The following is a 20301-nucleotide window of genomic DNA, read 5'->3' on the forward strand; positions in this document are numbered from 1 at the left end:
GGAGCCGTCTTTTTTGCTTACTGTTTAGCTTGCTGAACGCTTTATCCGGCAAGTTCGCAGCAACACCGCAGACAGGATAGGCAAAACAGGTTCGATACGGTATTCCAGGGTGTGCGGGCAGGCGTGGGCGCCTTTTTGCGCCTTGATCGATGCGATCGTCGAGGTCTTCATGAAGCGTGTGCTGTCCCGGATGTTGGTTGCGAGCGGGCTGTTGCTCGGCGCCTCCGCCTTATCTACTACGAGTTTCGCCGCCGAAGGCGCTGCGGGCCCGGTAAAACCAGATGCCGCCAAGGGCGGACAGCTGTTTGACCAGGGCGATGCGGCCAGGGGCATCATCGCCTGTGCGTCCTGTCATGGCGCGGCGGGCAATAGCACCATACCGGTGAACCCCAACCTGGCCGCGCAGTCCCACGAATATCTGGCCAAGCAATTGGCGGACTTCCAGATTAAGCCTGGCGCCAAGCTGCCGGTGCGCAATGGCGCGGGCGGCAATCCCACCCCGATGACGGCCATGGCGCAGAACCTGACGCCCGCCGACATGCAGAACATTGCGCTGTACCTGGCGCAGCAGCCGCTCAAGGAGCCCGCCACGGCCGGCCAGGAGAAGCTGGTTGATCTGGGTCAAAAGATCTGGCGTGGCGGTTTGCCGGATCGCAAGGTTCCGGCCTGCGCCTCGTGCCATTCTGCCAATGGCGCCGGCATTCCCAGCCAGTACCCCCGGCTGTCGGGCCAGTTCCCCATGTACATCGAAGAGCAGCTGAAGCTGTTCCGCAGCGGCGACCGCAAGAACGACGTCATGTTCGCCATCGCGGACCGCATGTCGGACGCCGACATCAAGGCGGTGTCGGATTACGCCGCCGGCCTGCGGTAGGCGCCAGCCCGCCACGCGCGCGGCTGGTCCGCGTTCTGAAAACCTGGCGCAGCGGAACCTGGTTCCGCCGCGCGCTGTCTATGAGGGGGGTAGCCGATAGCGCGGCCCCCCTTTTTTCATGAATTCGACCCGTACACACTCCCGTCCCTCCCTGCGCAGCCTGCCCGGCGATTTCTTCGAATTGCTGGGTTCGATGCGTTTTGCCGTCAGCCTGCTGATGTTCATCTGCGTGGCGAGCCTGGTCGGGACGGTGCTGCAGCAGAACCGCTCGTCCAACAACTACATCGACCAGTTCGGGCCGTTCTGGTTCGAAGTGTTCGACAAGTTCTCCATCTGGCACGTCTACAACAGCTGGTGGTTCCTGCTGATCATGGGGTTCCTGGTCGTGTCGACCTCGGTCTGCCTGATCCGCAACGCGCCCAAGATGCTGCGCGATGCGCGCTCGTTCCGCGAACATGTGCGGGCCAGCAGCCTGCGCGCCTTCCCGCATCGCGTCGAGACCGAAGAGCCGACCGACGTGCCGCAGACGGCCGCGGGCCTGAAATCCCTGCTGGGCCGGCTGGGCTATGCCGTGCGCGAACGCCAGGGCGCGGACGGGGTGCTGCTGGCGGCCAAGAAGGGCAGCGCCAACCGGCTGGGCTACGTGTTCGCCCACGCGGCCATGGTCATCATCTGCATTGGCGGCCTCTTGGACAGTGAGTTGCCGGTGCGCCTGCAGGTCATGTTCGGCGGCAAAAAGCCCATCGTCGAGAACATGCTGATCTCGGAAGTGCCGGAAAGCGGCCGCCTGTCGGTCGACAACCCGAGCTTCCGCGCCAGCGTGCTGGTGCCCGAAGGCGGCCAGGCCAGCACGGCGGTGGTGATGGTGGGCGACGGCGCCCTGGTGCAGCCGATGCCCTTCACGCTGAAGCTAAAGAAGTTCGTGGTCGACTATTACTCCACGGGCATGCCCAGCCGCTTTGCCAGCGAGGTCGAGGTCACCGACCCGGATACCGGCAAGAGTTTCGATTCCACCATCGAGGTCAACGAGCCGCTGCGCTTCAAGGGCATGACGGTCTACCAGTCCAGCTTCGACGACGGCGGCAGCGCGGTGACGCTGAAAGGCTATCCGCTAGTAGGATCTGAGGCCGCCACCTTCGCGGTTGACGGCACGGTGGGCAAGACCAGCGAAGTAACTGCTCACACAGCTCGTGGCGCGCGCAGCTTGGGCATCGAGATCACGGCCCTGCGGCCCATCAACGTCGAGGACCTGACCCGCGGCGATCCCAAGGGCGGCAATCAGAGCTTCGCCGACCACGTCGCGTCGGTGTCCGGCAGCGCCGCCGGCAAGAAGAACGAAAATCTGCGTAACGTCGGCCCCAGCGTCGAATACAAGCTGATCGACGACGCGGGCCAGGCCCACGAATTCCAGAATTACATGCTGCCCGTGGAACTGGACGGCGCCGCCGTGTTCCTGGCCGGGGTGCGCAACAACGCCTCCGAACCGTTCCGCTACCTGCGCATTCCGGCGGACGACGACAGCTCGATCGCCGAATTCATGCGCCTGCGCGCCACCCTGGCCGACCCTGCGGCGCGCCAGGAAGCCGCGCGCCGCTTCGCGGAACGCAACAGCCCTGCGGGGACGGATCGCCAGCCTCTGCAAACCGCCGCCGAGCGCGCTCTGGAAACCTTTGCTTCCGGCGGCCTGCAAGCCGTGGCGGCGTTCCTGCAGGCCAACACCCCGCCCCAGGACCTGGAGCGGGCGGCCGACGTGGTGATCCGCCTGATCGGCGCCAGCATGAGCGAACTGCGCGCCATCGAGCGCGAGCGCGCCGGCCTGCCCCCCGTGGCCACCGAGGGCCCGGAGGCGGAACGCGCGGCCGTGTGGTCGCGCCTGTCCGTGGCGGCGCTGTCGGACCTGACCGTCTACCCGGCGCCGGTGTTCCTGTCGCTGGCGGATTTCAAGCATGTGCAGGCCAGCGTGTTCCAGGTGAGCCGCACGCCGGGCAAGAACACCGTCTACCTGGGCAGCCTGCTGCTGGTCCTGGGCGTGTTCTCGATGTTCTATATTCGAGACCGCCGCATCTGGATCTGGATCAAGCCGCAAGGCGGCGGCAGCAGCGTCCTGGCGGCCATGACGTCCCAGAAGCGTACACTCGACTTCAACCAGGAGTTTGAACGCTTCAAGCAGGCGCTGCTGCGCCAGAAAAGGTCTTAAGGTTTTCTATGTCCACTACGACCACCACGCATCCCTCGTCGCCGCAGGCGCTGGCCGCCCCGCCCGAACAGCTTTGGCAGGACGCCCTGTCCGAAACCGGCGACGGCCGCGCGCAGCGCGGCAGGCCGGACTGGACCGACGTCGTTTTCTTCCTGCTGCTGTCGGTGGGCGCGGGCTTCGCGCTGACCCGCTACAGCAACGCGATGGACTACTACGAGAAGATCATCCTGTGCGGCACCGTGCCGGTGCTGGCCTGGATGGGCTGGCTGTGGCGCCCGCTGCGCCATCTGATGATCGCCTGTGCCATCGCGGCCGGGCTGGCGCTGATGCTGTACGGCAACGACCTGGCCCGCGCCGAACAGGTGTTCTTCCTGAAGTACCTGTTCTCGTCGCAATCGGCGATCCTGTGGATGTGTGCGCTGTTCGCGCTGGCCATGGCCTGCTACTGGATCGGCTTCTTCAGCCCCACGGCCGCGTGGCTGGGCACGGCACTGAGCTGGGGCGCGGTGTTCGCTGGCGTCACCGGCCTCTTGGTGCGCTGGCGCGAAGGACATCTGATGGGTCCGGACCTGGGCCACATCCCGGTCAGCAACCTGTATGAAGTGTTCGTGCTCTTTGCGCTGATCACGGCGCTGTTCTACCTGTACTACGAACGCAAGTACGCCACGCGCGCGTTGGGCGGCTTCGTGATGCTGGTGGTGACCTCGGCCGTGGTGTTCCTGCTGTGGTACTCGTTCACGCGCGACGCCGGGCAGATCCAGCCGCTGGTGCCGGCGCTCAAGAGCTGGTGGATGAAGCTGCACGTCCCGGCCAACTTCATCGGTTACGGCACCTTCTCGCTGGCCGCCATGGTGGGCTTCGCCTACCTGGTCAAGCAGCATGGCCAGACCACGTCCTGGGCCAAGCTGGCGCCGCTGTTCGTGCTGGGCGTGCTGCTGTGCGCCGAGCCCATGGTGTTCCGCACCGACGGCCTGTCGGCCACCTGGATGCTGTATTTTGGCGTGGGGGCGGTGATCGTGGGCGCCATCCTGCTGGGCCGCCGCCGCATCGCCGCGGCGCTGCCCTCGCTGGAAGTGCTGGACGACATCATGTATCGCGCCATCGCGATCGGCTTTGCGTTCTTCACGGTCGCCACCATCCTGGGCGCGTTGTGGGCGGCGGATGCCTGGGGCGCGTACTGGCAGTGGGACCCCAAGGAAACCTGGGCGCTGATCGTCTGGCTCAACTACGCGGCCTGGCTGCACATGCGCCTTATCAAGGGCCTGCGCGGCACCATGGCGGCTTATTGGGCGCTGATGGGGTTGCTCATCACCGGCTTCGCCTTCCTGGGCGTGAACATGTTCCTGTCGGGGCTGCACTCCTACGGCGAACTGTGACGCAATAGTCCGCCCGTGCAATGAAAATGCCCCTTTCGGGGCATTTTTCATTTGAGGGCCAGCCGCCTCAGGGCAGGGTGGATTCACCCCGGAGCAGGTCGTCCAACGTTTCGCGCTGGCGCACGACATAGTACTTGTCGCCGTCGACCATGGCTTCGGCCGCGCGAGGACGGGCGTTGTAATTGCTGGCCATGGCCATGCTGTAGGCGCCCGCGGACTCCACCGCCAGCAGGTCGCCTTGCTGGATGGCCAGCTTGCGTTGCCTGGCCAGCCAGTCGGCGCTTTCGCAGACCGGGCCGACGATGTCGTAGAGGGTTTCGTCGCCTGCGCGCGGATGCACGGGGCGCACGCCGTGGAAGGCTTCGTACAGCGCGGGACGCAGCAGGTCGTTCATGGCGGCGTCGACGATGGCGAAATTGCGCGCTTCCGAGTGCTTTAGGTACTGGACCCGGGTGAGCAGCACGCCGGCATTGCCCACCAGCGAGCGGCCGGGTTCCAGCACCAGGTGCAGATGGCCGAAGCCGCGAGCGTTCAGGCGTTCGAAGACGCGGTCCAACAAGGCCTGAGGCGAGGGCGGGATCTCATCCGTATAGCGGATGCCCAGGCCGCCTCCCAGGTCCAGGTGGGCAATCTTGATGCCGGCCTGGTCCAGTTTTTCGATCAGGTCCAGCAGCTTTTCCAGCGCATCGAAATAGGGACTGATATCGGTGAGCTGCGAACCGATGTGGCAGTCCACGCCCACGATGTCCAGTCCCGGCAGCGATTGGGCGCTGCGGTAGACGTCCAGCGCCGACTCGATGGCGATGCCGAACTTGTTTTCCTTCAGGCCGGTGGAAATGTAGGGATGCGTCTGCGCGTCCACGTCCGGATTGACCCGCAACGAGACGGGCGCGCGCAGGCCCATGCCATGGGCGATTTCCGACAGCCGGCGCAGTTCGGCTTCGGATTCGACGTTGAAGCACTTGACCTTGGCGGTCAGCGCTGCGCGCATCTCCCAGGCCTGTTTGCCCACGCCGGAAAACACGATCCTGGACGGGTCCGCGCCCGCCGCCAGGGCGCGCTTGAGCTCGCCGCCGGAAACGATGTCGAAGCCCGCGCCCAGGCGCGCGAATTCCTTCAGGACGGCCAGGTTGGAATTGGCCTTCATGCCATAGCAGACCAGCACGGGATGCTGGCCCACGGCGTTGCGGTAGGATTCCCAGGCGGCCTTGAGCGCGGCGCGCGAGTACACGTACAGCGGCGTGCCCAGCTTTTCGGCCAGGTGATCCAGCGGCACGTCCTCGGCGTACAGGACATTGTTGCGGAACTGGAAGTACGGGTGACCGGCCAGTTCAGGCTGCGCGGGGAATCGGGAAGTCATGGAAGCGATGGCGCCGGCGGGATGACCGTCGGCTGCGGTTGCGACTGCGTACGCGAGGGCGGCTTGCCGTCCGGCGTGGGCATGTACAAGGGGCCCTTGTACCCGCAGGCCGCAACCATGCCGGTCGCCAACAGCGTGGCTACAATGCGAAGAACCATGCGGCGAAATGCCAAGTGGAACACTGGGAACTCCTAAATCTTGCAGGCTCGATTATGACCGAAACCGAATTTCTTGCGTTGATCGACCAGGTGCTGGACAGCATCGAAAGCCAGGCCGATGACTGGGCGGCTTCGCTCGATGTCGATGTCGAAACCAGCCGCAGCGGCAATGTGCTGACGATGGTTTTCGAAGACAACACCCACGTGGTGGTGAATAGCCAGGCTGCCATGCAGGAGTTGTGGGTCGCGGCGCGCACCGGCGGCTTCCACTACCGCTATGACGGCCAGCATTGGAACGATACCCGAGGCGGCCCGCAGTTGCCGGATGCCCTGTCGCAGATCTGTTCCGCTGCAGCTGGCGTGCCCGTGACGATACGCCTGTAAAACGCCAGGCTCAGGCAAAAAAAGGCCGGCCCATCGGGCCGGCCTTGTCATTTGTGCGTCAGAACGGGATCTTCTGGGACCAGGGCGTGTTGCCTTGCGTGCCCACGCCCGGAGCCACTTTGATCCTGGTTTCCTCGCTGGTGCTGCCGTTCAGGCCGTTGAGGAACTCACCCAGCGTGTCGGCCTCGGGCAGGCCCAGGCGCGCCACCGCCTGTCCGGGCGGGAATTCGGAGAAGTAGAACTCGCCGTTTTCGACCAGCAGGCCGTCGGGACGGGGGCGCGGTTTCTCTTCGGGCACGCCCTTGAGCGCCGTCTGCATGTAATCGACCCAGATCGGCATGGCGACGCCGCCGCCGGTTTCACGCGAACCCAGGGACTTCGGCTGGTCAAAGCCCAGCCATGCGGTGGCGACCAGCGACGGGGTGTAGCCGGAGAACCAGGCGTCCACGGATTCGTTGGTGGTGCCGGTCTTGCCGGCGATGTCGTTGCGCTTGAGCAGGACGCGGGCGCGCGCCGCGGTGCCGAAGGTGGCCACGCCGCGCAGGATGTCGTCCATGACCCAGGCGGTGCGCGGATCGATGGCGCGGGCCGCGGCGTCGCCGGCCACGACCGGTTTGGACTGCATGATGACCTTGCCGTTGCTGTCGGTGACGCGGTCGATCAGGTAGGGCGTGACGCGGTAGCCGCCATTGGCGAACACCGAGAAGGCGCCGGCCAGCTGCAGCGGCGTGACCGAGCCCGCGCCCAGCGCCAGCGGCAGCACGGCGGGCTGGCGGGCCTTGTCGAAGCCGAAACGGGTCAGGTAGTCCTGCGCATATTGCGGGCCGATGGCCTGCAGGATACGGATCGACACCATGTTCTTGGATTTGTACAGACCCTGGCGCAGGGTCAGCATGGGTTCGTACTGGTTGCCGTAGTTCTTCGGGTTCCAGGCCTTGGAACCGGTCTGCGCGGCCGTCAGCTCGAAGGGTTGGTCCGAGATCTGCGTGCCTGGGGTCAGGCCGCGCTCAAGCGACGCGGCATAGATGAAGGGCTTGATGTTCGAGCCCGGCTGGCGCCACGCCTGCGTCACGCGGTTGAAGTTGCCGCGGTAGAAGTCAAAGCCCCCGACCATGGCGCGGATGGCGCCGTCCTGCGGCGACAGCGCTACAAAGGCCGCCTGCACCGAAGGCAGGTTGATGATTTCCCAGTTGTCGCCGAACTTGCGGATGTAGACCACCGAGCCGCGCTTGATGCGCTGCTCGGGCTTGGCCTTGTCGTTCAGCGCGCGCGCCACGACGCCCAGCACCTTCTTGTCGGTGACGGTGATGATCTCGCGCGAGCTGCGCGCCAGCTTCACTTCAGTGGGGCTGGCCGACAGCACCAGCGCGGTCAGCAGGTCGCCGCTGTCGCTGAACTTGTCGAATACGCCGTCCAGGAATTCGTCGAGCGCCTGCGGGTTGTTCTCGGTGCCCGGCGGCAGGTCCAGCTGTTCCTCGGGGCCGGGGTAGGGCGCGCGGCGCGTGTATTCGAGCACCCCTTCGCGCACGGCGCGGTAGGCCGCTTCCTGGTCCTTGGACTGCACGGTGGTGTAGATGTTGATGCCGCGCGAATAGACGTTGTCCTGGTACACGTTGAACAGCAGCTGGCGCGCCAGTTCCGCCACGTATTCGCCATGGACGGAATAGCCGCCGGCCGGCGTGCCTTCCGCGGACTTCATGACAATGGGCTGGGCCAGCGCCTGCTGGTATTCCGGTTCGGTCAGGTAGCCCAGCGAGTGCATGCGGCCCAGCACGTAGCGCTGGCGCAGCTCGGCGCGCGGGCGGTTGGCGATCGGATTGAAGCGCGACGGCGCCTTGGGGATGCCGGCCAGCATGGCGGCCTCGGCGGGCGTGACTTCCGCCAGCGGCTTGCCGAAATAGGTGCGCGAAGCGGCGGCGAAACCATAGGCGCGGTGGCCCAGGTAGATCTGGTTCATGTAGAGCTCGAGGATCTGGTCCTTGGAGAGCTCCGACTCGATCTTGAAGGTCAGCAGCAGTTCATAGAACTTGCGCGAATAGGTCTTTTCCGACGACAGGTAGAAGTTGCGCGCCACCTGCATCGTGATGGTGCTGGCGCCCTGCGTCTTCGACATGTTGACCAGGTTGGTCAGGCCCGCGCGCGCGACGCCCATCCAGTCGATGCCGCCGTGCTGGTAGAAGCGGTCGTCCTCGGCCGCCAGCACCGCGGACTTCATCACGTCCGGGATTTCGTTGAAGCGCAGCACGTTGCGGCGCTCTTCGCCGAATTCGCCGATCAGGACGCGATCCGCCGTAAAGACGCGCAGCGGCACCCGCGGGCGGTAGTCCGTCATGGCGTTCAGGTCGGGCAGATTGGGCCAGGCCAGCGCCAACGCCATTCCAGCCAGCAGCACGCCGCACAGGAACAGGCCGGCAAAGAAAATGCCGGTCTTTACGAAGAATCGCAGTATCGGGGAACCGCTCTTGGCGGGCTTGTCTTTCTTGGAGGAATTCTGGGGCTTGCTCATCGCGGCGATTTTACGGGTATCTCCGGGTCCGTCTTGGCACGGGGTACCGGTTTCTGTAACAAAATCGTTCAGTGTGGTAGGCGGGCAACTGGCGGCTGATGTGATAATGCCGTCATGAACTTTTCCGCTAACTCATGTCCGGAGGCTGACCCGGACCCGGCGTCCTCCGGCGAGACGCCCGAAAACCTGCCTTGCACGCTCGAGTGCACAGGCAAGGCCGTCACGTTGCCGCATGACCTGCCGGTTTTCCTGGTCGGGATGATGGGCGCGGGCAAGACCACCATAGGGCGTGGCCTGGCGCGTGCGCTGGGGCGCGAGTTTATGGACTTGGATCATGAGCTCGAGGCGCGTTGCGGCGTGCGGGTGCCGGTAATCTTCGAAATCGAGGGCGAAGCCGGTTTTCGTCGCCGGGAATCTGCCGCCTTGGAAGAGTGTACCCAACGGCGCAACATAATTCTTGCCACCGGCGGCGGCGCCATCCTGGCGCCGGAAAACCGCCAGCGCCTGCGCGAGCGCGGCATCGTGGTCTACCTGCGAGCCAGCGTGGACGAATTGTTCCGCCGCACCTGCCGCGACCGCAACCGTCCCCTGCTGGCCACGGCCGATCCGCGCGGCACGCTGCGCGACCTCATGACCCTGCGGGAACCCCTCTATAAGGAAGTGGCCGACCTGGTGGTGGAGACGGGCGCCATGCCCATACACACCCTGGTCAAGGCGCTGCTGCCGCAACTGCAAGCCTTCGAGAAGCGCATATGAACGTAGTACACGTGGACACCCCGGGCGGAAGCTACCCGATCCATATCGGTCCCGGCCGCCTGGACGCCCTGGACCAGAGCATCCCCGCCGACGCCACCGCGATCGCCGTGGTGACCAATCCGACCGTCGCCGCCCTGTACGGCGAGCGCGCCGAGGCGGCGCTGGCCCGGACCGGCAAGCGGGTGCTGCGCATCGAACTGCCCGACGGCGAGGCCTACAAGGACTGGCAGTCGCTGAACCTGATCTTCGACGCGCTGCTGGGCAACCGCCTGGACCGCCGCTGCGTGCTGGTGGCGCTGGGCGGCGGCGTCATCGGCGACATGACCGGCTTCGCGGCCGCCGTCTACATGCGCGGCGTGCGCTTCCTGCAGGTCCCCACGACTCTGCTGTCGCAGGTCGATTCGTCGGTGGGCGGCAAGACCGCCGTCAACCATCCGTTGGGCAAGAACATGATCGGCGCGTTCTACCAGCCGGTCGCCGTCGAAATAGATACCGACGTGCTGAACACGCTGCCGGCGCGCGAGGTCTCCGCGGGCCTGGCCGAAGTGATCAAGTATGGCCTGATCCTGGACCCGGCCTTCTGGTCCTGGTGCGAGGAAAACGCGCAGAAGCTGCGCGCGCTGGATCCGGACACCGTTACCTACGCCATTCGCCGCTCCTGCGAGCTGAAGGCGCAGGTAGTGGGCAAGGACGAACGCGAGTCCGGCCTGCGCGCCATCCTGAACCTGGGCCACACCTTCGGCCACGCCATCGAGTCCGGCCTGGGCTACGGCGCCTGGCTGCATGGCGAAGCGGTGGGTTGCGGCATGGTGCAGGCGGCCGAGCTGTCGGCCGACGTCGCGGGCTTTGAGCGCGCCGACGTGGAACGCGTGCGGGCGCTGGTCACGGCCATCGGCTGTCCCGTGGTGGCCCCCGACCTGGGCGCCGACCGCTGGCTGGACCTGATGCAGGTCGACAAGAAGACCGAAGGCGGCTCGATCCGCTACGTGCTCATGCCCCGCATCGGCGAGGCCGTGATGCGCGCGGCTCCCGACGACGCCGTGCGCGCCGTCCTGGCCCGCACCACCCAATAGACACGCAGGAGACGGTGTTGCAGATGAAAGAACTGGCTTCCTATGCATCCCACCCGTCTCAATCGCGCGGGCGGACCTACGCCGAGCCGCCGCCGGAAAATCGGACGGAGTTCCAACGCGACCGTGATCGCATCGTCCATTCCGGCGCCTTCCGGCGCCTGGAATACAAGACCCAGGTCTTCGTCAACCATGAAGGCGACCTGTTCCGTACCCGCCTGACCCACAGCCTGGAAGTGGCGCAGATCGCGCGCACGCTGGCGCGCAGCCTGGGCCTGTCCGAAGACCTGACCGAAGCCATCTCGCTGGCGCATGACTTGGGCCACACGCCGTTCGGCCATGCCGGCCAGGATGAACTCAACGCCTGCATGCGCGAATTGGCGCCCGAGGCCGGCGGCTTCGAGCACAACCTGCAAAGCCTGCGGGTGGTGGACGAACTGGAAGAACGCTACGCGGACTTCAACGGCCTGAACCTGTGTTTCGAAACGCGGGAAGGCATCCTGAAGCACTGCTCGGCCGCGCATGCCCGCCAGCTGGGAGACGTGGGCCAGCGCTTTCTGGACCGCACCCAACCCTCGCTGGAAGCGCAGTTGGCCAACCTGGCGGATGAAGTCGCCTACAACAACCACGACATCGACGACGGCCTGCGGTCGGGCCTGATCACGCTGGAACAGCTGAAGGAAGTGTCGATCTTCGAGCGCCACCACGCCCATGTGCTGGAAAGCTATCCCGGGCTGGCGGCGCGCCGCGCCGTGGCGGAAACCATACGCCGCATGATCAACACGCTGATCGTCGACCTGACGCGGACCTCGCTGGCGCGCATCCGCGAGTTCGCGCCCGCCACCGTTGATGACGTGCGCCGTGCGCCGCTGCTGGCGACGTTCTCGCCCGAGATCCGGCGCGAGGCCGACGAGCTGAAGAAATTCCTCTTCGACAACCTGTATCGCCACTACCGCGTGCTGCGCATGACGACCAAGGCGCGGCGCATCGTGCGCGAGCTGTTCGCCGCATTCCTGGACGATCCGCGCCTCTTGCCGCCCGACTACCGCCGGCCGGCGTTCAACGAGCAGGCCCGCGCCATCGCCGACTACATCGCCGGCATGACCGACCGCTACGCCATCCGCGAACACAAGCGCCTGTTCGAGATGGCTTGAGGCCCGCGCCCGCAAAGGTGCGGGCGCAGGCCGCGGGCGCTTCAGCCGGCCAGATAGCGCTGCGTCAGCAGCACCCAGTAGGCCGCGCCCACGGGCAGGCTGTGGTCGTTGAAGTCGTAGCCAGGGTTGTGCACCATGCAGGCGCCGTGACCGCTGTTGAAGCCCTCCGCCGAGCCATCGCCGTTGCCCACCAGCAGATAGGAGCCGGGCACCTCTTCCAGCATGAAGGCGAAGTCCTCGCTGCCCGTCAGCGCCCGGGTCTGCGGTTCCACCTGGTCGGCGCCCACCAGTTCCACCGCGACCTGGCGCGCGAAATCGGTTTCTTCGCGGGTGTTCACCAGCACGGGATAGCCGCGGCCGTAGTCGATGGTTGCCCGCACCTGGTAGCTGGCGGCCTGGCTGTGCACCAGTTCGGTGATGCGCGCCTGCAGCGTGTCGCGCACGCCGCGATCCAGCGCGCGTACGCTCAGCTTGAGCGTGGCGGTCTGCGGAATCACGTTGTTGGCGCGGCCGGCGTTGAACGCGCCGACCGTGATCACCGCCATGTGCAGGGGATCGATGTTGCGGGCGACGATGCTTTGCAGGCCCATGACGATCGCGGCGCCAGCCACCACCGGATCGGCGGCGCAATGCGGCATCGCGCCGTGCCCGCCCACGCCTTCCAGCACGATGGTGACGTTGTCCGAAGAGGCCATCGCGGGACCATCGCGCAGCAGCAGGCGGCCTTGCGGATGGCCCGGCATGTTGTGCATGGCGAAGATGGCGTCGCAGGGATACTTGCGGAACAGCCCGTCCTCCATCATGCGCTTGGCGCCGCCCAGGCCTTCCTCGGCGGGCTGGAAGATCAGGTTGAGCGTGCCGTCGAAGTCGCCATGCCTGGCCAGGTGGTGCGCGGCCGCCAGCAGCATGGCGGTGTGGCCGTCGTGGCCACAGGCATGCATCACGCCTTCGTTGCAGCTGGCGTGCTCCAGGCCGGTCGCTTCCTGGATGGGCAGGGCGTCCATGTCGGCGCGCAGGCCCAGGCGCTTGCCGCCGCTGCCGCGGCGCAGCTGCCCGACCACGCCGGTGCCGCCCAGTCCGCGTTCCACTTCATAGCCCCATTGCGTCAGGCACTGCGCCACCAGGTCGCTGGTGCGGAACTCCTGGAAGCCGAGTTCGGGGTGGCGGTGGATGTCGCGGCGGATCGAGACGAACTCGCCGGCCTGGGCGGTCATGGCCTGCAGGATGGGATGCATGTCGGATAGGTCCTGGAATCGGGTCATTGGCTGCCGGCCAGTTTCATGTGGCTGGAGATTTCGCGGAAGCGCTCGGTCTCGGCGCGGTACATGGCGTCGGCCTGTTCCGCGCTCATGGGGGCGGAGACTTCGATGTTCTGGTGCGCGAGGCTGTCCTTCACCGTGGGATCCTGCATCGCGGCGTTGAGCGCGGCATTGAGCCGCGACACCACGTCTTGCGGCGTGTCGCGCTTGACGAAGTAGCCGGTCCAGGTGGTGAAGTTGAAGCCCTTGAGCAGCTGGCCTTCGTTGACCGACGGCACGCTCTTGAGCGAGGGCAGTTGGCTGCGCTGCGGCTCCAGGGTGGCCAGCAGCTTGATGCGGCCTTGCTCGGCCAGCGCCACCTGCTGCTGCGACAGCGGCAGGATGGCCAGGTCCACCTGGCCGCCGCCGATGTCCTGCATCAGCGGCGCGCCGCCCTTGTAGGGCACGTGCATCATGTTGGCGCCGATGGTGCGGGCCATGTGTTCGCCCAGCACGTGGTAGAGCGAACCCACGCCCACGCTGCCGAATGTCAGCGGCTGGGTGGCCGAGCGCGAGTGCGCCAGCGCGACCAGCTCGTCCGCATTGTTGGCGGGCAGGTCGGCGCGCGCCACGATCACCAGGGGCGCCATGCCTATCATCTGCACCAGGCGGAAATCCTCGCTCTTGAGCTTGACCGCCGGGTTGGCAATGGGGGACAGGATTAGCTCATTGGGCGAGCCCTGGAACAGGTAGTAGCCATCGGCCTTGGCCCCCAGCACCTTCTGCGCGCCCAGCGCGCCGCTGACGCCGCCCAGGTTTTCCACCAGCACGGGCTGGCCCAGTTGCTTGGACACGGGCGAGGCCACGACCCGGGCGATGGAATCGGACGCGCCGCCGGCCGGGTAGGGAACCATCATCATGACGGGCCGGTCGGGATAGTCTGCGGCCCGGGCGCCCTGGCCCAGCAGTGCCGCGCCCAGCGCCAGCGCACAGCCGGCCAGGCGCAGACCATTGGAAAGCATGCTCACGAAATTCCCCTTGGAATGATCTAGTCGTGATCCGCATGCTAGGGACAGGCCTCGCTAGTTGTCTAACGAATTGTTATTCTGGAAGCTAGAAAAAAAACTCATACTTGTACGGGGGCTCGGGCATGAACCTCAAGCAGCTCGAACATCTGCTGGCGGTGGCTGAGGCCGGTTCCTTCAGCCGTGCGGCCGAACATCTGCATCTGACCCAGTCGGCGCTCAGCCGCAGCATCCGCCTGCTGGAAGATGACCTGGGGGCGCGGCTGCTGGACCGCATGGGCAAGCGCACGGAGCTGACCCCGCTGGGCCTGACCGTCGCCAGCCGCGCGCGGCGCATCCTGTTCGAATCCGGCGAGCTGCGCCGCAGCGCGGAACTGCTGACCCAGGGAGACCAGGGCAGCATCAGCATCGGGCTGGGATCGGGGCCGGGCGTCATGCTCATGACGCCGCTGCTGGCGCACGTGGCGCAGCACTATCCGCAATTGCGGCTGGACGTGATGCGCGGCTCGCCAGAAGCCCATCTGGCGCTGCTGCGCCAGCGGCGCCTGGATGCGCTGGTGGTCGATACCCGGGGCATCGTGCCGGCGGCCGACCTGCGCATCGAGCCCATCTCGGAGATGCGCGCCGGGTTCATCTGCCGCCGCGGCCATCCGCTGGCACAGGCGGGGCGGCCGGCGCGCTTCGCGGAGGTTGCGGCCTATCCCCTGGCATCCACGTTTCTCGCGGCCGATACCGTGCGCATCGTGGTCGACCATTTCGGCGTCGAGGCCGACCCGCAGACCTCGATGCGCCTGCGCTGCGATGAAATCGGCAGCGTGCTGGAAGCGGTACGCGTGTCGGACGCGGTGTTCCTGGGCATCGTGGGCGCGGCGCGGGTCGGCATCGCCGCAGGCGAGCTGACAGAGCTGCCTACCGACCCGCCGCTGCGCAGCCACGCGCTGTTCGCGATGGTGACCCTGACGGGCCGCACCGAGGCGCCCGCCATGGCGCTGGTGCGCGAATTCGTGGCCCAGCGCCTGCGCGATTGAACGCGCGTTAGCGGTGCTTGCGGTAGGGCTCGTCCTCGGGCACGAAAGTGGCTTCGGCCAGCGCGTCGCGGGTCCATTCCTGCATGGCGGGCAGCGCCAGTACCGCGTCCATGTAGCTGCGCACCGGACCCGCCGCCGCGATGCCATAGGTGTTGAAGCGCGAGACCACCGGTGCGAAGAAGGCGTCGGCGATCGAGAAGTCGCCGAACAGGAACGGTCCGCCCTGGCCGAATTCCGCGCGTGTGTCATGCCAGATGGCCTGCAGGCGCGAGATGTCCTGTAGCGCCGCCTCGGGGAACGCGATGCCGGGTAGCCGCGCCTCGACGTTCATGGGCAGCGCCTGGCGCAGCGCGCCAAAGCCGCTGTGCATCTGCGCGGTGAGCGAGCGCGCGCGGGCGCGTGCCTTGGGAGCCTGCGGCCACAGGCGGGCTTCGGGATGGCGCTCGGCCAGGTATTCGCAGATCGCCAGCGTGTCCCAAACCGCGAATTCGCCATCCAGCAGCACCGGCACCAGGCCCGCCGGTGATACCGCGTTCACGCGGCGCGAGAATTCCTCGGTGAAGAAGCCGAGCTTTTGCTCGGTAAACGGGATGCCCGCGGCGCGCAAGGCGATCCAGGGGCGCAGGGACCAGGACGAGTAGTTCTTGTTGCCGATGATCAAGGTGTACATGCGACGATCCTCTCTAACCGTTGATGTGATGGTTCACGCGCCCGCGCCGCGGCGCAGCAGTTTGCCCAGATACTGTCCCGTGTGGCTGGCGGGCGTGTCGGCCACGTCTTCCGGCGTGCCCTGCGCCACCACGTGGCCGCCGCCGTCGCCGCCTTCCGGGCCCATGTCGACCACCCAGTCCGCGGTCTTGATGACGTCCAGGTTGTGCTCGATGATCAGCACCGTGTTGCCGCTGTCGACCAGCTGGTTCAGCACTTGCAGCAGCAGCTCGATATCGCGGAAGTGCAGGCCGGTGGTGGGTTCGTCCAGGATGTAGAGCGTGCGGCCGGTGCTGCGCCGCGACAGTTCCTGCGACAGCTTCACGCGCTGCGCTTCGCCGCCCGACAGGGTGGTCGCGCTCTGGCCCAGCCGGATATAGGACAGGCCCACATCGATCAGCGTGTGCAGCTTGCGGGCGATGGCCGGCACGGACTCGAAGTACTCCAGCGCCTGCTCGACCGTCAGATCCAGCACTTCGCTGATGTTGCGGCCGCGATAGCGGATTTCCAGCGTTTCGCGGTTGTAGCGCTTGCCGTGGCAAACGTCGCAAGGCACGTACATGTCAGGCAGGAAGTGCATCTCGACCTTGACCACGCCGTCGCCCTGGCAGGCTTCGCAGCGCCCGCCCTTGACGTTGAAGCTGAAGCGACCCGGGTCGTAGCCGCGGGTGCGCGCCTCCGGCACGCCCGCGAAGAGTTCGCGGATGGGCGTGAACAGGCCGGTGTAGGTGGCCGGATTGCTGCGCGGCGTGCGGCCGATGGGGCTCTGGTCCACGCTGATGATCTTGTCGAAGTTCTCCAGTCCCAGCATCGACACGTAGGGGGCGGGTTCGCTTTGCGCGTGATGCAGTTGCCGCGATACGGCGACCGCTAGCGTGTCGTTGACGAGCGTGGACTTGCCCGATCCGGACACCCCGGTCACGCACACCAGGCGGCCCGACGGGATGCGCAGTTCCACATCTTTGAGGTTATTGCCGCTGGCGCCCGACAGGGTCAGCCAGGATAGTTCGTCGTTGACGGGCCGGCGCGCCGGAATCGCGATGGCGCGCGCGCCGCTGAGATACTGGCCGGTCAGCGAATTCGGGTCGCGCTGCACGGTCTCCGGGTCGCCCTGCGCCACCACCTGGCCGCCGTGCTCGCCCGCGCCTGGCCCCATGTCCACGACCCAGTCGGCCATGCGGATCATGTCTTCGTCGTGTTCCACGACGATGACGCTGTTGCCGAGGTCGCGCAGGTGTTGCAGGGTGCCGATCAGGCGGTCGTTATCGCGCTGGTGCAGGCCGATGGAGGGCTCGTCCAGCACGTACATGACGCCGGTCAGGCCCGAGCCGATCTGGCTGGCCAGACGGATGCGCTGCGCTTCGCCGCCCGAGATGGTGTCGGCGCTGCGGTCCAGCGACAGGTAGTTCAGGCCGACGTTGTTCAGGAAGCTCAGGCGCGCCTCGATCTCGCGCACGATGCGTTGCGCGATTTCCTGCTTGGCGCCCGTCAGGCTCAGGTCGCGGAACCAGGTCAGGCAGGTCGACAGCGGCATGGCCTCGACCTCGTAGATGGCCTGGCCGTGGCGTTCGCCGCCGCGCGGATCCTGGCCGATCAGCACGTTGCGGGCCTCGGGCCGCAGGCGCGAGCCGCCGCAGTCCGGGCAGGTCTTGATGTTGCGGTACTTGCCGAGTTCTTCGCGCACCGTAGCCGAATCGGTCTCGCGCCAGCGGCGTTCCAGGTTCGGGATCACGCCCTCGAAGGTATGGCGCTTGACCGTGCTGCGGCCTTTCTCGTTCAGGTAGAGGAACGAGATCTCTTCGTCGCCGGAGCCGTACAGCACCTTGTCGCGCAGCGCCTCGGGCAGTTCCTCGAAGGGCGCCTCGATGTCGAATTCGTAGTGCGCCGCCAGGCTGGTCAGGAGCGAATGGGTGAAGGCGTTGCGGCGGTCCCAGCCGCGGATGGCGCCGGCCGCCAGGCTCAGTTCCGGGAAGGCGACTACCCGCTTGGGGTCGAAGAAGCCGACCTGGCCGATGCCGTCGCAGCTGGGGCAGGCGCCCATGGGGTTGTTGAAGCTGAACAGGCGCGGTTCCAGCTCGGGCAGGCTGTGGCTGCATACCGGGCAGGCGTAGCGGCTGGAGAAGACCTGTTCGCGGCCGCTGTCCATGTCCAGCGCCAGGGCGCGGCCTTCGGCCAGCTGTAGCGCGGTCTCGAAGCTTTCCGCCAGGCGCTGCTTGCTCTCGGGCTTGATGCGCAGCCGGTCGATGACGACGTCGATATCGTGCTTCTCGGTCTTCTTCAGCGGCGCCATGCCGTCAATTTCGGTCATCTGACCGTCCACGCGCAGGCGCACGTAGCCCTGCGCCTGCAGGCTGGCGCACTCGTCCTCGTAGCTGCCCTTTTTGCCGCGCGCGATCGGCGCCAGCACGGCCAGGCGGGTCTCGGGCGTCCAGGACAGGACCGCGTCCACCATCTGGCTGACGCTTTGCGCCTGCAACGGCAGACCGTGGTCGGGGCAGTAGGGCGTGCCGACTCGCGCGTAGAGGAGGCGCAGGTAGTCGTGGATCTCGGTGATGGTGCCGACGGTGGAGCGGGGATTGTGGCCCGCCGCCTTCTGCTCGATGGAAATCGCCGGGGACAGGCCCTCGATCAGGTCCACGTCCGGCTTGTCCATCAGCTGGAGGAACTGCCGGGCGTAGGCGGACAGGCTTTCCACGTAGCGGCGTTGGCCCTCCGCGTACAGCGTGTCGAATGCCAGCGAGGATTTGCCCGAGCCGGACAAGCCCGTGACGACCACCAGCTTGTGGCGTGGCAGGTCGAGCGAGACGTTCTTGAGATTATGGGTGCGCGCACCCCGAATGCGTATTGTCACGTCCATCGGGCTCTTTTAAGCGGTTTCAAAGGCCAACTTGGTACTATAGCGCGCCGAATCCCCTAGCGTTCGGGGCAGTACTTCAGCCTGGATAGCCCCGGGGGCGGCGCCGCACCGCCAGATCAGACCGTGAGCGTGTGACATCCACGCGCGCGAACGAGCCCTAGTCATCGTTGAATTTTTCGCATGCAGGCAGATAAAAAACTGAAATTGACCCCGTCCGAGCGCCGCGCCAGCGTGGCGCTGGCCGGCCTGTTCGCCGCGCGGATGCTGGGGCTGTTCCTGTTGCTGCCCGTTTTCGCCGTGGCCGCGGCCGGCATGCCGGGCGGGGACGATCCCGCCCGCGTCGGCCTGGCGCTGGGCATGTACGGCCTGACCCAGGCCTTCATGCAGATTCCTTTCGGCCTGGCGTCCGACCGCTGGGGCCGCCGCCCCGTGGTGCTGTTCGGCCTGCTGCTGTTCGTGGCGGGCAGCATCGTCTGTGCGCAGGCGTCCGACGTGTACTGGATCACCATTGGCCGCGCCATCCAGGGCGCCGGCGCGATTTCCGCCGCGGTCACGGCCTGGCTGGCGGACTCCACCCGCGACGAGGTCCGCACCCGCGCCATGGCCATGGTGGGCGGGTCGATCGGCCTGTCCTTTGCCGTTTCGCTGGTCCTGTCGCCCGTGCTGGTGGGCTGGTGGGGCCTGTCCGGCCTGTTCTGGACCATCGCCTGCCTGGGCGTGATCTGCCTGGCCGTGGCCGGCTGGGTCGTGCCCGTGGTGCCGCTGACCCAGGCCCGCACCATGCAGGCAGCCAGGCCGCGCGAAGTCCTGACCCACAGCGACCTGCTGCGTCTGAACTTCGGCGTTTTCGTGCTGCACCTGATCCAGGTGGCGCTGTTCGTGGTGGTGCCGGCCCTGCTGGCGAAGGTGGGCGGCCTGGACGCGCGCGAACTCTGGAAGGTCTATTTGCCGGTCATCCTGGTTTCCTTCGTGCTGATGGTGCCGGTGGTGTTCGTCGCGGAAAAGCGCCGCGCCCATCGCGGCGCCCTGCGCGCGGCCGTGGCCGGGCTGGTGCTGGTGTGCGCCTTGCTGCCCGCGGCCAGCCATGGCTTCTACACCCTGGCCGCCGCCCTGACGGGCTTCTTCGTGGCCTTCAACGTGTTGGAAGCCTTGCAGCCGTCGCTGGTGTCGCGGGTCGCGCCACAGGCCTACAAAGGCCTGGCGCTGGGCTTCTACAACACCGCCCAGGCCGCCGGCCTGTTCGCGGGCGGGGCGCTGGGCGGCTGGCTGGCCGCCCGCTCGGGGTCCAGCGCCGTTTTCATCGCCGCCGCCGTCCTGTCGGCGATCTGGCTGGCGGTGACCTGGGCGCTGCGGCCGCTGCCCGAGCCGGACCGCCAGGCGTCGGCGCGGGCCAGCTGAAAAGTCGGGATCCCACCTCGAAAAGCGCCCAACAGACGCGAAAATCCCATAGCCGGGGTGGATGGCTTTGTCACATTCCGGTTTGGCGCGACAGGCGCTTTTCGTCGATAATACGTACCAAATTAGGGCTTCACTCAGGCTTCAACCTGGCGTCGCCGGTCATCGTTGCGGTGACCGGCGTGTTTCATGAAGCCGGTCTTCAACATCGCTTTTAT

The 20301-nt window shown here is 66.6% G+C and carries 17 protein-coding genes; 9 read left to right on the forward strand and 8 right to left on the reverse strand.

Features of this window, described 5'->3' with window-relative positions:
- Nucleotides 1-24 precede the first annotated feature (24 nt).
- The gene (locus FOC84_RS13455; protein ID WP_173144827.1) at nt 25-171 is read right to left on the reverse strand and encodes a hypothetical protein; all 147 of its coding nucleotides are present in this window, start codon (nt 169-171) and stop codon (nt 25-27) included.
- On the opposite strand from FOC84_RS13455, the gene FOC84_RS13460 reads away from it, so the two are divergent.
- The 3 genes from FOC84_RS13460 to ccsB all read left to right on the forward strand — a co-directional run bounded on the left by FOC84_RS13460 (nt 170) and on the right by ccsB (nt 4444).
- Nucleotides 170-871, forward strand: coding sequence for a c-type cytochrome (locus FOC84_RS13460; RefSeq protein ID WP_041656906.1), 702 nt, complete (start codon nt 170-172; stop codon nt 869-871). The genes FOC84_RS13455 and FOC84_RS13460 overlap by 2 nt on opposite strands.
- Nucleotides 872-989: 118 nt before the next feature.
- Nucleotides 990-3068 carry a cytochrome c biogenesis protein ResB gene (locus FOC84_RS13465; protein WP_173144828.1) on the forward strand — a complete coding sequence of 693 codons (2079 nt, stop codon included), beginning with the start codon at nt 990-992 and terminating at the stop codon, nt 3066-3068.
- Nucleotides 3069-3076: 8 nt separating this feature from the next.
- On the forward strand, nt 3077-4444 hold the full coding sequence (gene ccsB / locus FOC84_RS13470; protein ID WP_173144829.1) for a c-type cytochrome biogenesis protein CcsB: 1368 nt from the start codon (nt 3077-3079) through the stop codon (nt 4442-4444).
- A 67-nt stretch (nt 4445-4511) separates the two neighbouring features.
- Here the strand turns inward: ccsB and lysA are convergent, their stop codons facing one another.
- Both lysA and lptM read right to left on the reverse strand, forming a co-directional pair.
- A complete protein-coding gene (gene lysA / locus FOC84_RS13475; protein ID WP_173144830.1) occupies nt 4512-5804 on the reverse strand; it encodes a diaminopimelate decarboxylase in 1293 nt (430 codons plus the stop codon).
- Complete coding sequence (gene lptM / locus FOC84_RS13480; protein WP_367949488.1) at nt 5801-5962, reverse strand: LPS translocon maturation chaperone LptM; 162 nt, start codon at nt 5960-5962, stop codon at nt 5801-5803. The genes lysA and lptM overlap by 4 nt, the downstream gene beginning before the upstream one ends.
- Before the next feature lie 54 nt (nt 5963-6016).
- On the opposite strand from lptM, the gene cyaY reads away from it, so the two are divergent.
- Entirely contained in the window at nt 6017-6346 is a 330-nt protein-coding gene (gene cyaY, locus FOC84_RS13485) for an iron donor protein CyaY (RefSeq protein WP_062838804.1), read from the forward strand.
- Nucleotides 6347-6404: 58 nt separating this feature from the next.
- On the opposite strand, the gene FOC84_RS13490 is transcribed toward cyaY, so the two are convergent.
- Nucleotides 6405-8852: a penicillin-binding protein 1A gene (locus FOC84_RS13490; protein ID WP_173144832.1), complete on the reverse strand. Its 2448-nt coding sequence runs from the start codon at nt 8850-8852 to the stop codon at nt 6405-6407.
- Between the two features lie 258 nt (nt 8853-9110).
- Between FOC84_RS13490 and FOC84_RS13495 the strand changes: the two genes are divergently transcribed.
- Genes FOC84_RS13495 through FOC84_RS13505 form a run of 3 tightly spaced genes read left to right on the forward strand, consistent with a single transcriptional unit; the run spans nt 9111 to nt 11832 of the window.
- Nucleotides 9111-9608: a shikimate kinase gene (locus FOC84_RS13495; protein WP_223283394.1), complete on the forward strand. Its 498-nt coding sequence runs from the start codon at nt 9111-9113 to the stop codon at nt 9606-9608.
- A complete protein-coding gene (gene aroB / locus FOC84_RS13500) occupies nt 9605-10681 on the forward strand; it encodes a 3-dehydroquinate synthase (protein ID WP_173144834.1) in 1077 nt (358 codons plus the stop codon). Before FOC84_RS13495 ends, aroB begins: the two co-directional genes overlap by 4 nt.
- Nucleotides 10682-10704: 23 nt before the next feature.
- Nucleotides 10705-11832 (forward strand): deoxyguanosinetriphosphate triphosphohydrolase, encoded by a 1128-nt coding sequence (locus FOC84_RS13505; protein ID WP_254241969.1) that lies wholly within the window; start codon nt 10705-10707, stop codon nt 11830-11832.
- A 41-nt stretch (nt 11833-11873) separates the two neighbouring features.
- On the opposite strand, the gene FOC84_RS13510 is transcribed toward FOC84_RS13505, so the two are convergent.
- Entirely contained in the window at nt 11874-13067 is a 1194-nt protein-coding gene (locus tag FOC84_RS13510; protein ID WP_173144835.1) for a M20 aminoacylase family protein, read from the reverse strand.
- A gap of 23 nt (nt 13068-13090) precedes the next feature.
- Nucleotides 13091-14092, reverse strand: a complete 1002-nt coding sequence (locus tag FOC84_RS13515; protein WP_173150139.1) for a tripartite tricarboxylate transporter substrate binding protein — start codon at nt 14090-14092, stop codon at nt 13091-13093.
- Nucleotides 14093-14220: 128 nt separating this feature from the next.
- Here FOC84_RS13515 and FOC84_RS13520 point away from each other — a divergent pair, with 128 nt between their 5' ends.
- On the forward strand, nt 14221-15123 hold the full coding sequence (locus FOC84_RS13520) for a LysR family transcriptional regulator (protein ID WP_173144836.1): 903 nt from the start codon (nt 14221-14223) through the stop codon (nt 15121-15123).
- Nucleotides 15124-15130: 7 nt separating this feature from the next.
- On the opposite strand, the gene FOC84_RS13525 is transcribed toward FOC84_RS13520, so the two are convergent.
- Both FOC84_RS13525 and uvrA read right to left on the reverse strand, forming a co-directional pair.
- Nucleotides 15131-15793 carry a glutathione S-transferase family protein gene (locus FOC84_RS13525; protein ID WP_173144837.1) on the reverse strand — a complete coding sequence of 221 codons (663 nt, stop codon included), beginning with the start codon at nt 15791-15793 and terminating at the stop codon, nt 15131-15133.
- A 33-nt stretch (nt 15794-15826) separates the two neighbouring features.
- Nucleotides 15827-18682 carry an excinuclease ABC subunit UvrA gene (gene uvrA, locus FOC84_RS13530; protein WP_438800874.1) on the reverse strand — a complete coding sequence of 952 codons (2856 nt, stop codon included), beginning with the start codon at nt 18680-18682 and terminating at the stop codon, nt 15827-15829.
- Nucleotides 18683-18868: 186 nt separating this feature from the next.
- Between uvrA and FOC84_RS13535 the strand changes: the two genes are divergently transcribed.
- Nucleotides 18869-20086 (forward strand): MFS transporter, encoded by a 1218-nt coding sequence (locus FOC84_RS13535; RefSeq protein ID WP_173144839.1) that lies wholly within the window; start codon nt 18869-18871, stop codon nt 20084-20086.
- The last annotated feature ends 215 nt before the right edge of the window (nt 20087-20301 follow it).

This window comes from Achromobacter pestifer (assembly GCF_013267355.1).
GTDB lineage: Bacteria > Pseudomonadota > Gammaproteobacteria > Burkholderiales > Burkholderiaceae_B > Achromobacter > Achromobacter pestifer_A.

What these genes read in the sequence shown, in the direction of transcription:
- FOC84_RS13525 (WP_173144837.1), bottom strand. Translation starts at nt 15,793, where the DNA reads ATGTACACCTTGATCATCGGCAACAAGAACTACTCGTCCTGGTCCCTG.
- FOC84_RS13505 (WP_254241969.1), top strand. Translation starts at nt 10,705, where the DNA reads ATGAAAGAACTGGCTTCCTATGCATCCCACCCGTCTCAATCGCGCGGG.
- FOC84_RS13460 (WP_041656906.1), top strand. Translation starts at nt 170, where the DNA reads ATGAAGCGTGTGCTGTCCCGGATGTTGGTTGCGAGCGGGCTGTTGCTC.
- lysA (WP_173144830.1), bottom strand. Translation starts at nt 5,804, where the DNA reads ATGACTTCCCGATTCCCCGCGCAGCCTGAACTGGCCGGTCACCCGTAC.
- FOC84_RS13455 (WP_173144827.1), bottom strand. Translation starts at nt 171, where the DNA reads ATGAAGACCTCGACGATCGCATCGATCAAGGCGCAAAAAGGCGCCCAC.
- FOC84_RS13495 (WP_223283394.1), top strand. Translation starts at nt 9,111, where the DNA reads ATGATGGGCGCGGGCAAGACCACCATAGGGCGTGGCCTGGCGCGTGCG.
- lptM (WP_367949488.1), bottom strand. Translation starts at nt 5,962, where the DNA reads ATGGTTCTTCGCATTGTAGCCACGCTGTTGGCGACCGGCATGGTTGCG.
- FOC84_RS13515 (WP_173150139.1), bottom strand. Translation starts at nt 14,092, where the DNA reads ATGCTTTCCAATGGTCTGCGCCTGGCCGGCTGTGCGCTGGCGCTGGGC.
- aroB (WP_173144834.1), top strand. Translation starts at nt 9,605, where the DNA reads ATGAACGTAGTACACGTGGACACCCCGGGCGGAAGCTACCCGATCCAT.
- FOC84_RS13520 (WP_173144836.1), top strand. Translation starts at nt 14,221, where the DNA reads ATGAACCTCAAGCAGCTCGAACATCTGCTGGCGGTGGCTGAGGCCGGT.
- cyaY (WP_062838804.1), top strand. Translation starts at nt 6,017, where the DNA reads ATGACCGAAACCGAATTTCTTGCGTTGATCGACCAGGTGCTGGACAGC.
- FOC84_RS13535 (WP_173144839.1), top strand. Translation starts at nt 18,869, where the DNA reads ATGCAGGCAGATAAAAAACTGAAATTGACCCCGTCCGAGCGCCGCGCC.
- FOC84_RS13465 (WP_173144828.1), top strand. Translation starts at nt 990, where the DNA reads ATGAATTCGACCCGTACACACTCCCGTCCCTCCCTGCGCAGCCTGCCC.
- ccsB (WP_173144829.1), top strand. Translation starts at nt 3,077, where the DNA reads ATGTCCACTACGACCACCACGCATCCCTCGTCGCCGCAGGCGCTGGCC.
- FOC84_RS13510 (WP_173144835.1), bottom strand. Translation starts at nt 13,067, where the DNA reads ATGCATCCCATCCTGCAGGCCATGACCGCCCAGGCCGGCGAGTTCGTC.
- FOC84_RS13490 (WP_173144832.1), bottom strand. Translation starts at nt 8,852, where the DNA reads ATGAGCAAGCCCCAGAATTCCTCCAAGAAAGACAAGCCCGCCAAGAGC.